The following is an 11,246-nucleotide window of genomic DNA, read 5'->3' on the forward strand; positions in this document are numbered from 1 at the left end:
TCTTATGAAACCAGCATTGTTCGCGGCTGTGATGTTGAGCGCCGGTGTGATGCTTGACCTGGGCGCGGCGCAAAATGCGATAGCGCAGATGGCGGTGATCGATAGCGCCAATCTGGGTCAGAATATTCAAACCGCTGCGCAATCGGTCATCGCGGTCGAGCAGCTCAAGGCACAATTATCGCAGCTTGAGCAGACTTATCAGATGTTCACCAACCCCACCAATATTCTCGGTATGGCGGCGGGGATGGAAAATCAGTCCATTGAAAATCCGATGCCGGTGGCCAATGCGATGGCGGGATTGGTGGGCGGCTCTACTTCGCCCTCTGGTGCGGCAGCGGGTTATTATGATCAAAGCCACGTTTATTCGCCAACGGATGGCTCGGCTGCGAGCGCGCAATTGAATGCCAACGGCAATAGTATTGCCAATATCGAAGGTATGGCGGCAACGAATCTTGCCGCTATTCAGCAGCGCATGCAGGAATTGCCGAGTTTGGAATCGGATCTGAACGCGGCAAGTTCCATCACGCAGGTTGACGCGATCAACGGCCGTATCGCGGCGGAGAGCCAGTTCGTACAGGCGCAACAGGCGCAGGCGCAGAATCTTCAGGTGCTGGCCAGTGAGCAGGCGCAGTCTCAGCAGCAACAGGAGAAGGAGCAGTTTGTTGAGGATATGACGAATGCCTCTTCTGACTATAGTCAGGCGGCAGCAGCAGATAATGCGGGGCAATAGCGATGATAAATTCTAAATTTGCAATCGGAGCCTTAATCGTAATAGTCGGCTGTGGCGGGCTTTATCTGGTGGTTTTTCCGAGCCACAACGATAATTCAAGTATAGATCGACAGTCTGTCGTAGTTCCAGCATTGGCCCCGTCGCAGATACATTCCGCTGCATGGTATGTGAAGCATCCGAATATCCTGAAGCAAGATGAACAGCGCTGTGCCGGTGATGCCGCGACGATGACGCCAGCCGCCTGTCAGAATGTGGCGTCCGCTGATGCGCAGCTTGCGGGGGCGGATTATGCGACCGCTGCCGCCGCATTCAATGCCCCGCCACCCTCCCAGAATTCAAAACCAAAAACTCCATGAGATGAGCCATGGCAAGTGCAAGCAACCTCGATCCATTTTATGTATTCGATCAAACGATACAACAGCCATTTACGAATGGCATGACGGCTACGGTGAATGCGGCCATGGCGGCAATCCAGGGTCCGCTAACGTTCATAATCGTGCTATGGATTATTCTCACGGGCATACTCGTCATGCGCGGCGATGTTGGTGTGAGAACAGGGATTTCACGCATTATATCCGTGAGTCTGGTTGTTGGCTTGTTGATGTCGGCAACGCTCTATAATGAGTATATTGTCTCATTTTTCTCGATGGGCATTCCAAACTGGCTTTCATCGGCATTTCTTGGCGTGACAGGCTCGCAGCCTACCGCGCATCAATTTGATGCGATCTGGAACGAAGCCAACGAATTATTCGTGACGGCCGAGCGGCACCTCAATTTTTACAATGTTCTGTATTCGGTTGAGCTCGGTCTTTTGCAGGATTTTATTGTCTTTCCAATCGGTATCACGTTCCTCATTTACGAGGCAACCAGAATCATGATTGACGTCATTGTCTCAATCGGGCCATTTATTTTGGCGGGATATTTGTTCACGGCGACGAGAGGAATCGCTGACCGCTTCGTCGGCAAGCTAATCGGTTTGACGATTCTCACGCTGCTTATCGATATTGTATTGAGCATTATCATCAATGGCGATGCGGCATATTTCAATGTCAGTATGACAAACCTGAGCTTCACGAATACAGCGGAAACGGTAACCATCTGCATTCAGTTCTTGGTTTTTTTGACGCTGGGCAGCCTGATTTGTGCATTTCTACCAGCGGTGGCCAGCTATCTCGGCGGTGGCGTTGCCATCAGCCCGCTGAGTATGGCGTCATCTGCGATGCAGGTGGGGCGCGTGGTGCAATCTGTTCGCGGTGGCGGGCGGCCAGTTCCGGGGAGAGCGTAGATGCACCAAATCATCTTCAAAATAACGAATAATCTCATACACCTCCCTGTTTTGGTCTTTTTGCTGTGGGCGGCTTATCGGAAACTTGTCTCAAAAAAACCTCTTCCCGTGATCTTGGCGGTTCCAGGGAGATTGTTGCGGTTTCTTCTGATCATAATGACCTTCGGCCTCCTGGCGGGCTGCTCCAATCCTGATCCGCTTGCTGTGGCGTCCGGGCCGCTCTTCGCGCTGAATGCGGGGCATTGGCAGCCAACGCCGCGTGATTTGGCGGCACCCCCAAAAGTCGCGGATCGGTAGGGCGCTATGGACCAATCCTCAGGTGCTTTCCCCCTCGCACCCGCCATGCTGGAGCAGCATTACAAGCAAGTGCTGTCCTTCCAGGAAGCGCGGACGCGCTCAGCGCGGCTGCTCTCCAAAGGTGCCTTGGTGGCGCTAGTGGTTTCCATGGTGGCCAATGCCGGTCTGGGTTGGGCTGTGGCCTCCATGCTGCCGTTGACCAAATTGGTGCCGGTGTATTTTCTGATCCGCCCGGACGGCACGATCGATGATTCTGTTTCGCTTTCCACCTTGCCGGCTTCCACGCATCAGGCGGTGATCCGCGCTGCCCTCTGGCAATATGTGCAGATGCGCGAGGGGTACTCCTATGACACAGCGCGCTATCGCTACGACATTGTCTCCGGCATGTCGGATGCTGCCACCAAAGCCGCGTATCAAGCCTGGTTCAATTATCCGAACCCGCAATCCCCACAAGTGACCATCGGCAAGAACGGTGTGGTCACGGTTGAGCCGATCTCCGTGGCGCTGATCGGGCCGGGTGTGGCGCAGGTGCGTTATCAGCGGATTTTCGAGGCGGGCATGAATAGCGCTGTCACGACCACCTGGACCGCCACCGAACAATTCGAGCAGGTCGACACCTTGCCCGATGCTGAACGCCTGACCGATCCGGGCGGGATCATTATCACCAGCTATCAGGATGAAGAGGATACCGCACCATGAGGCGGGTTCTTGCAGCGGCCGCATTTGGCTGGTGGCTGACCATGGCGGTGGCGCATCAGGCTCATGCGGATCAAACCCCGGTCGCCGGACGGTATGACAGCCGCATGCGCTATGTCGCCTATAATCCCGGGCAGGTGGTGCATTTATCGACCATCGTGGGAGCAACGATGGTGGTCAGCTTCGCCCCCGACGAAACCGTAACCTCCGTCGCGGAAGCCGACAGTCTGCATCTGGCGGCTGTGCCGAAGGGGAATTATCTGTTCCTCAAGCCCAGTGCGGCGCTGACATTGCAGCCAATTATTGTGCTGACCCAGCGCTCGGATGGGTCGCTGCGCCGCTATGTGTTTGAGATCGAGACGGTGAGCGCGCCGAGCACGGCGGATGGCGCCAAGGGCGTGTTCTATGCGGTGCAGTTCACCTATCCGGCGGACGCGGCCAAAGCTGCGGCGGCTCGTGCGGCTCTTGAAGCCAGAAAGGTGGAGCAGCTCAACCAGCAGGCCTTGCGGCGGGCGACGCAAATGGCGGCGAATGCGGCGCTGCAAGATGAGCAGACCAATCCCAGTGCCGGGCCGCGCAATTACCGCTATGTTGCCCAAGGTGACCGCTCCCTCGCGCCGGTGGCGGTGTGGGATAACGGCTATTCCACCCTGCTGCAATTTGCCGGGAATCAGCGCATTCCTTCGATCTTCGTGATCGACCCGGATGGCAAGGAGGCCACCGCCAGTTACGCGGTCAATGGCGATATCGTACAGCTTGACCAGACCGCGCGGGAGTGGCGGCTGCGCGATGGCGGCACGGTGCTGAATATCTACAATCTTGGCTATCAGTCGGTGGGTGGTAATCCCGAAACCGGGACGACTAGCCCGGACGTGTCGCGGGTCGTTGTGCCGCCAAGCGCGCCGCAGAAAGAGGCATCGCCATGAGCGGACAGGTTCCGGGCGGCCAGCAGACTCCCGGCTCGGCCCCGGCCGCTCAAACGTCAGCGGCGCAAACAGCATCTCAGGCAGGGGGATCACCCGTCGAGGATGGGCGTTCGCCGGTTGCAGGTACTGCGCGCCGGGAGTTGAGCATTGGCACCAAGCTCGGTCTCTTGGCGCTGATCGGGGTGCTGGGGCTGGGGTTTATCTGGTTCAACGCGCTGTTCAGCCATAAGCGGGCGGTGGGACGCGGCGCTGTCCCAGCTTTGTACACGAGTGGGGGCGAGGTATTTGCCGCCCCGCCCGCGCAAGCCACCAAGCCTGTTGTACAGACCTTGCCTGCGCCAACGGATGCACAGGCGCCGTTGCTTGGGGCTACACAGCAATCCTCACCACAATCGGCGCCGATCCTGGCATATTCTGGCTCGAGCGTGCCCGTGCCTGTTCAGCAGGCTTCGGCATCCACTGCGAGCGCTCAGCCTAGCGGGGCGGCGATCCTGCCAGCACCCGATCAATCCCCTCTGGCGGCCCGGTTGAAGCCGACAATTCTGGATGGCGAACAGGCCACGGTTATGCGGCACCCGGACATGGTGATCACTGAAGGCACGATAATTCCCTGCACCCTTCAAACCGCCATCGACAGCCAGCTGCCGGGGCTGGTCACCTGTGTTGTGCCGATCGATATCAGGGGGGCTACGGGTAATGTCGTGCTGCTGGATCGCGGCACCAAAATCGTCGGTCAGTTGGAGACCGGGCTGCTGCAGGGGCAGAACCGGGTGTTCGTCGACTGGACCCGGGCAGAGACTCCGGATCATGTGATCGTCACGCTGGATTCACCTGGCTCCGACGAGCTGGGCCGCGCGGGTTTGCCGGGAGCGGTGAATAATCATTTCTGGGATAGGTTTGGCGGTGCGCTGATGCTGACCCTGGTGCAGGGCGGCTTGCAGGCGGGAACCCTGGCGGCGGTTGGCAATGGCAACAACAACTCGACCTCGCAGCAGGCGGCCCTCGGCTTTGTCTATGCCGCGCAAAGCAATGGGCAATCAGTTGCCAATACGGCACTGGCCAATTCGATCAATATCCCGCCGACACTGACCAAGAACCAGGGCGATACCGTGTCGTTGATCGTGGCGCATGATCTGGATTTTTCCAGCGTGTACCGTCTGCGGCTGGACAATACGGGTGCGGAGACCGGCGATGGCGGGTGAGGCGGCGCAATTGCTGCATTACCTGATGCAGCCTCTGGCACCCTGGCTGGATGACCCGGCGACGGAGGAGATTTGCATCAACCGGCCGGGCGAGCTGTTCGTGCGCCAGCGCGGCCAGTTCCGTGCTGAAGATGTGCCGTTCGATTATGCGGACCTCGAGGATATTGCCACCTTGGCCGGGGCATTGCGCAAGCAAGATGTGGGGCCGCGCAGCCCGCTTTGCGCTACGGAGCTGCCGGGTGGGGAGCGGCTGCAAATCTGCATGCCGCCCGCCGTGCCGCGAGGTTCGTTGAGTATCACCATCCGCAAGCCTGGGGTCTCGGTGGCGCCGCTCGACTCGCTGGTGAGCCGCTACCGAGTGACTGGCTGGAATCTCTGGGCCGGCCGTAAGCAAGCGGCGCAGCATGATTATGCCGCTTTGCTCGCTTTGTACGATGAAGGGGATATCCAAAAGTTCCTGGAACGCGCGGTGCGGGCGCGGCTGACTATTCTGCTTTGTGGCGCCACCGGCTCAGGCAAGACGACCATGAGCAAGACCCTGATCAGCGCCATCCCGGACCATGAGCGCCTGATCACCATCGAGGATACGCTGGAGCTGGTGATCCCGCAGCCCAACCATGTCAGGCTGCTTTATGCCAAGGATAATATCGGCTCGGCGCGGGTGACGCCGGAGATGCTGCTGCAGGCCAGCCTGCGCATGAAGCCGGACCGGATCTTGTTGCAGGAGCTCCGCGACGATGCGGCCTGGACCTATATCAATGAGATCGTCTCCGGCCATCCCGGCTCGATCACCACCATCCATGGCCGTAACCCCGAACAGGCCTTCCGGCGGCTGTTCGCGCTGGTGAAGGGCAGCCCGCAAGGCGGGCGTTGGGATGATAGAACGCTGATGGAATTCTTGTCCGCCGCCGTCGATCTGATCATCCCGTTCCACAATGAAGGGGCGGTTTATGAGATCGGCGAAGTCTGGTTCGCCGCCGATGCAGCGCGGCGTGGTGAGACGGCGGCGCATTTACTGCGGGCGGCCTGAGCCATGAGCATCACCCTCTCAGACCAAGCGGGGCAGCTCATCGTCAAAGCCGGTTTTGGTATTATCCTGGCGTTGATCGCCTGGACGGTGGTGGCGTCCTTTGTGTTTCTGTTCGGGACCGGGCTGTTGCACGCATTTGCCCACCCTTTCTGGCAATGGTGGCTCTATGCGCTGAATTTCGACGGCAACCCGCGTGTCGCGCTCTGGCTCAAAATTGGCGCCGGGGTGGGCGTTATGCCGCCGGGGTTGATGATCGCGGCGCTGATCTATCGCGGCCAACGCGTGGTGGGGCCAAAGCTCCGGCGGCCGCTTTTTGGCGGGATCGTCAAATCTCCTCTGGCGGTGACGGATAATCACGGCCGTGCCGCCTGGATGAGCATGGGGGCGGCGCGGGAGCGGTTTCCGGGGCCAAATCCGGCTTTTGGCGGCATCGTCGTGGGCGAGGCTTATCGGGTCGATCAGGACAAGGCGGCGGCACGGCGCTTCGACCCGGAGGACGCCAAAAGTTGGGGGCAGGGCGGGCAGGCGCCGCTGCTGATTGACCCGTGCCGGGAGGGGCCAACGCACTCTCTGATGATCATCGGGAGCGGCGGCTTTAAGACCACCACGGCCGTCTCCAGCCTGCTGCATTGGACGGGCGCTGCGGTCATTCTCGACCCTGCTGGCGAACTGGCGCCGATGCTGCGGGAGGCGCGCAAGGCGATGGGGCACAAGGTGCATGAACTCGATCCGCGCGCGGGGACTGGGTTCAATGTGCTGGACTGGATCGACACCACCTCACCACTGGCGGCAACGAATATCGATTCCGTGGTGGCCTGGGTCTGCGGGGATCACAAGCCGGCAGCTAAGAAGGATGATTTTTTCGACAGCATGGCCCGTAATGTCGTGCGCTGCTTCCTGGCGCATATTCTGTTCGACCAGACGGCGCCAGAAAAACTCAAAACCTTGCGGGCGGTCCGTCAGGCAATCGCCATGCCGGTCAAGGAGGTCCGGGCCGTGTTGCGCGGGATATTTGAGACGAGCCCCAGCCTCTATGCGCGCCAGCTGGCCGGGCCGGTTTGCGGGCTGGTCGAGGAGACATTCAGCGGCGTAATCGGCAGTGCGGCCGAGTTGACCACTTGGCTCGCCAACCCTGCCTTCGCCAATTTGGTCTCTGGCAACAGTTTTAAGACCTCTGACCTGTTGGCGGGCAAGGCAACCGTCTTTCTCAAAATGCCGTTGAAGGCGCTGGAGACAGAGCCTGGCATATCGCGCACTATCATCGGCGCGTTGCTCAATGCCGTGTACGAGGCCGATGGGGCGATGCAGGGGCGGGTGCTGTTCCTGCTCGATGAGGCAGCCCGGCTTGGTTATATGAAAATCCTAGAGACCGCGCGTGATGCCGGGCGCAAATACGGCATCACCATGCAGTTGCTCTATCAATCGAGCGGGCAGATCGTCGAACAATGGGGCGAGCAGGGCAAGCGGTCTTGGTATGACGGTGTGTCTTATCGCTGCTATGCGGCGGTACAGGATCTGGATACCGCCACCGAGTTGGAAAATTCGTTTGGCACCTTCGGTGTCATGGCAAGCTCCGAGGGCATGAATACCGGTAAATCCGGCAAAGCGATGCAATCTTCTTCGCTCTCACGCGGTTCGAATATTTCTTATCATGAAATCGGACGGCCGCTGATCCGCAGAGCGGAGTTGATGCACGATGTGCGTGATGATGAGATGTTCGTGCTGGCGCGCGGCATGGCGCCGCTGCGCTGCGGACGGGCGATTTATTTTAGGCGTCCCGAGATGCGCGCGCGCGTGGCGGAAAACCGCTTCCACAAGCCGGCACATCAGACCGGCGCCAAGCAGCAATCAAACTGGGAAGGAGCATAACCCAATGTCTGAAATCGATGCCGATCTCGACCGTGCCGCCGCCGCGTATTGGCTGTCCGTGGCCAGCAAATCCACGCCGGAGATGAATGCGGCCCTCACCCGGGCGGCGAGCCTGTTGCGGGAGGCGCGGGCGGAGGCGCGTATCCCTGACAGCGCACGCCAGCCAACGCTCAATGATCTGGACGCGCCGCCCTTGGATGTGGCGCATCGGCGGCGGCTGACGCCGTGACAATCCTTGGAGGTTCCGCGCCGGGTTGCTTCGGCATTCCTGCGCTCCTGTGATGGAACGTCAGAGCGACACGGCGGAACATCGCAGGGGGCAGCCAGCGCCACCTTTATCCCTGGAGGTGATTGCCGCGCGGCTGGCGGCGTTAGATGCCGGGCAGGCGGCGATGAATGGCGCGCTGGGGCTGATGCTGGATACGCTGCATGTGCAGACCACGCTGCTGCGCAAGCTCAGCGAGTTCGCCGCCGAGGATGCCGCACCTTCGCCGCTGCTCACGACCCTGCAGGGTCTCACCGCCGCGATCATGGAACTGGATGCTTCTGTTGGCGATGTGGAACGCAAATTCGACGGGTTGGCGCAAATCCTGAGCGAGGCCTTTGGCGGGCCGCCTGCCGACGTTTCGCCCGGCCATAACGGATCGGATTGGCCGCAGGGTCAGGCCATGGATGGCGAGGGCGGTTGAATGCTGACCTATCGCACTGGGGCGGCAGGAACACCGGCGGCGGCACGATTCATGAGCGAACATTTATTGCAGCAGACCTTGTCCCCGGAAATGGCGGCGATGGCGGAATATTATGAGCAGGGTGTGACGCCGCCGACGCTCGCCGATGCCGCCGCCTCTCGTTATGGCCGGCTTATGGTGGGTGGCGCGCCGTTGGCGGGGGATATGCTGGATGGGCTGGTGCAAGCAGAAATGGCGCGCCTTGCCGAGAGCGGCGTGTCTTGGGGGACGGGCCTGGAACAAAGCGGGGATGCGCTGGTCTTGCATGCCGTCGCGGCCTTCGCGGCGGCGGGGCTGGCGGGCCGGGACGAGGCATTGGCCTGTCTGACGCGTTTGTTTGGGGCTGGATCTGGTTTTGGCATCGGCAGTGGCAATGAAGGTGGTGTGGATAGTACAGAAGCCGCTTTCACCGAGGGCATAGGTGAACGTTTGGACGCCGCGATGGCCACGGCCGCCAGTACGCCCGACCGCAGCAGCGCCACGGCAACGCCGAGGCGGGATATGAACCCGCTGCTGGCGCGGCGGCTGGGGATTGAGCCGCGGCGCGGGCTGAAGCCAGATGAGGTGGCGTGCCTGTTGAATGGCCAGCGCGCCGATGGCGGCGCCATCGAAGGGAAGGTGCGGCGCGCCTCGAGCCTGCCACTGGCGCAGATTTTTGGGCTGGATGTGGCACAAGCGCCAACGCGCGAGCAATTGGAGCGGATGTTGGTGGGGCGGAAGGCTAATGGTGAGGCGTTGCACGCTGAAGAGGCCGAACGGGCGGTGCGGCGTTTGCTCTCGGGCCTGGGTGTGAAGGACAAAACACCTGCCCCCGAACAACTTGCGGAAATTCTGGCAGGGCGGGATGCCGAGGGCCGGGAGCTGAGTGCCCGCCAATACCGCGCCATTCTTGAAGCGGCCAAGATGCGGATTGGCTATATCGACTTGACCTTCTCCGCGCCTAAATCTCTTTCCATAGCTTGGGCCTTTGCCCCCACCAAAGCCGAACAGGCGATGCTGCATCAGGCGCATCGGGACGCGATCGGCAATGTCCTGACAGTCATCGAGCATGAGATCGGTCGCGCCTCGATCGGGGATGCGGCAAAACGCGGCTATGAGGCTGGCGCCATTGGCTGGGTGTCCTTCGATCATTACGCGGCGCGGCCCACGATTGAGATCGTGCGGGCGGATGAGCGCGGGGAGCCGGTGACGGAGTTGCATACCTTGACCGGCACGCAGGGCCGGGCGCCGGGCGACATGCAGATGCACACCCATGTCGCCGTATTTAACATTGTGGAGACGCCGAGCGGGCGAGTGGGCAGCATCAACCTCGCCTTGCTTGAAGGGCGGATCCATGAATGGGGCGCGCTGTATCAGGCCTATCTCGCCAATCATCTGCGCGCCCATGGCGTGGCGGTGGAGCTCGATGCCCGCACCGAGATGGCCAACCTCTCCGCTGTGCCGGAAAGCATCGTGGCGCAGTTCAGCAAGCGGACAGCAAGCGGCACGGAGGCGGCGCGCGAATATGCGCGGGCGCAAGGGCTTGAGTGGGATGATCTCGCGCCCGCCCGGAAAATCGCCCTGCTCAAATCCGGGGTGCAAAACCCGCGCGAAGCCAAGAGCGATGATGTCAGCGACCTTGCCGCTTGGCGCGCGATGGCGGCGAGGCTGGGCTACCGGCATCGCAGCGTCTTGCGCCCCAGTGAAATTGCCCCGCTGCCGAGCCGGGAGCAGCGGCTGGAGAGTGCTTTTCAGGCGGCTTTGCCATTGCTGAGCAAGCAGTTTGACCGGAGGGCGGTGATCGATGGCGCTGATGCCAGGATCGCCGCCGCCAAGGGGTTAATTGCGGCAGGGATTGGCGAGGCTAATGACGTGGATGCCCTGACCCAAGCCTTCCGGGAGCGGGGTGTGCAGCGTCAGGGTGAGGATGCCGCCTTGATCTGGGGCCGGGTGCCGGGGCGGCAGGGCAGGGACCGGGTGGCAATCACCACCTCATTGGAGCTGCGTGAGGAGCAGAGTCTCATTGAAACGGCGCGGGTCGGGGCGCGGGATCGAAGTGCAGCCCTCGCACGTAAAGCCATCGCGACGGCGGCAGCCGCATTCCCGGAGATCGATTTTACCAGCGCGCATGGCAGGGCGCAGCGGCAGATTATCGACCAGTTGGGCACTGGCGGGCGGATTGGCCTGGCCATCGGCGTGGCGGGTTCCGGCAAGAGCACGTTGCTGAAGCCCTTGGTTCGGGCCTGGCAGGAGGATGGCAGGGCCGTGCATGGCATTGCCCTGGCGTGGCGGCAATCGGATGATTTGGCCGGGGCGGGTATCCCGGCGGGTGATACCAGGGCGGTCGCGGCTTTTTTGCGGGGTGTAGAGCGCGGCTCGATCCGGCTCGATCGCAAATCGGTCGTGGTGGTCGATGAGGTAGGACTACTGGGCACGCGCCAATTGAATGCGATCGTGGCCCAGCAGGCGGCGCTAAAATTCCAACTGGTGATGATTGGCGATCC

The 11,246-nt window shown here is 61.0% G+C and carries 12 protein-coding genes; all 12 read left to right on the forward strand.

Going from position 1 to position 11,246, the window contains the following annotated elements; genetic code table 11:
• The first annotated feature begins 4 nt into the window (after nucleotides 1–4).
• The gene (locus AB7D48_RS16090; protein ID WP_427981262.1) at nucleotides 5–730 is read left to right on the forward strand and encodes a type IV secretion system protein; all 726 of its coding nucleotides are present in this window, start codon (nucleotides 5–7) and stop codon (nucleotides 728–730) included.
• Between the two features lie 167 nt (nucleotides 731–897).
• Nucleotides 898–1,086 carry a hypothetical protein gene (locus AB7D48_RS16095; RefSeq protein WP_427981264.1) on the forward strand — a complete coding sequence of 63 codons (189 nt, stop codon included), beginning with the start codon at nucleotides 898–900 and terminating at the stop codon, nucleotides 1,084–1,086.
• A gap of 8 nt (nucleotides 1,087–1,094) precedes the next feature.
• Complete coding sequence (locus AB7D48_RS16100; RefSeq protein WP_427981266.1) at nucleotides 1,095–2,015, forward strand: type IV secretion system protein; 921 nt, start codon at nucleotides 1,095–1,097, stop codon at nucleotides 2,013–2,015.
• Nucleotides 2,016–2,312, forward strand: a complete 297-nt coding sequence (locus AB7D48_RS16105; RefSeq protein ID WP_427981268.1) for a type IV secretion system lipoprotein VirB7 — start codon at nucleotides 2,016–2,018, stop codon at nucleotides 2,310–2,312.
• A 6-nt stretch (nucleotides 2,313–2,318) separates the two neighbouring features.
• On the forward strand, nucleotides 2,319–3,011 hold the full coding sequence (locus tag AB7D48_RS16110) for a type IV secretion system protein VirB8 (RefSeq protein ID WP_427981270.1): 693 nt from the start codon (nucleotides 2,319–2,321) through the stop codon (nucleotides 3,009–3,011).
• On the forward strand, nucleotides 3,008–3,934 hold the full coding sequence (locus AB7D48_RS16115) for a TrbG/VirB9 family P-type conjugative transfer protein (RefSeq protein ID WP_427981272.1): 927 nt from the start codon (nucleotides 3,008–3,010) through the stop codon (nucleotides 3,932–3,934). The genes AB7D48_RS16110 and AB7D48_RS16115 overlap by 4 nt, the downstream gene beginning before the upstream one ends.
• The gene (virB10, locus tag AB7D48_RS16120) at nucleotides 3,931–5,136 is read left to right on the forward strand and encodes a type IV secretion system protein VirB10 (protein ID WP_427981274.1); all 1,206 of its coding nucleotides are present in this window, start codon (nucleotides 3,931–3,933) and stop codon (nucleotides 5,134–5,136) included. The genes AB7D48_RS16115 and virB10 overlap by 4 nt, the downstream gene beginning before the upstream one ends.
• The gene (virB11, locus tag AB7D48_RS16125) at nucleotides 5,126–6,166 is read left to right on the forward strand and encodes a P-type DNA transfer ATPase VirB11 (RefSeq protein ID WP_427981276.1); all 1,041 of its coding nucleotides are present in this window, start codon (nucleotides 5,126–5,128) and stop codon (nucleotides 6,164–6,166) included. Before virB10 ends, virB11 begins: the two co-directional genes overlap by 11 nt.
• Before the next feature lie 3 nt (nucleotides 6,167–6,169).
• Nucleotides 6,170–8,035, forward strand: a complete 1,866-nt coding sequence (locus tag AB7D48_RS16130) for a type IV secretory system conjugative DNA transfer family protein (RefSeq protein ID WP_427981278.1) — start codon at nucleotides 6,170–6,172, stop codon at nucleotides 8,033–8,035.
• Nucleotides 8,036–8,039: 4 nt separating this feature from the next.
• Complete coding sequence (locus AB7D48_RS16135; protein WP_427981280.1) at nucleotides 8,040–8,264, forward strand: hypothetical protein; 225 nt, start codon at nucleotides 8,040–8,042, stop codon at nucleotides 8,262–8,264.
• A gap of 52 nt (nucleotides 8,265–8,316) precedes the next feature.
• Nucleotides 8,317–8,724, forward strand: coding sequence for a hypothetical protein (locus tag AB7D48_RS16140; RefSeq protein WP_427981283.1), 408 nt, complete (start codon nucleotides 8,317–8,319; stop codon nucleotides 8,722–8,724).
• A 51-nt stretch (nucleotides 8,725–8,775) separates the two neighbouring features.
• The coding region (gene mobF, locus AB7D48_RS16145; RefSeq protein ID WP_427981285.1) for a MobF family relaxase at nucleotides 8,776–11,246 on the forward strand (2,471 nt) is incomplete at its 3' end.

It is taken from the genome of Acidocella sp. (assembly GCF_050253495.1).
GTDB lineage: Bacteria > Pseudomonadota > Alphaproteobacteria > Acetobacterales > Acetobacteraceae > Acidocella.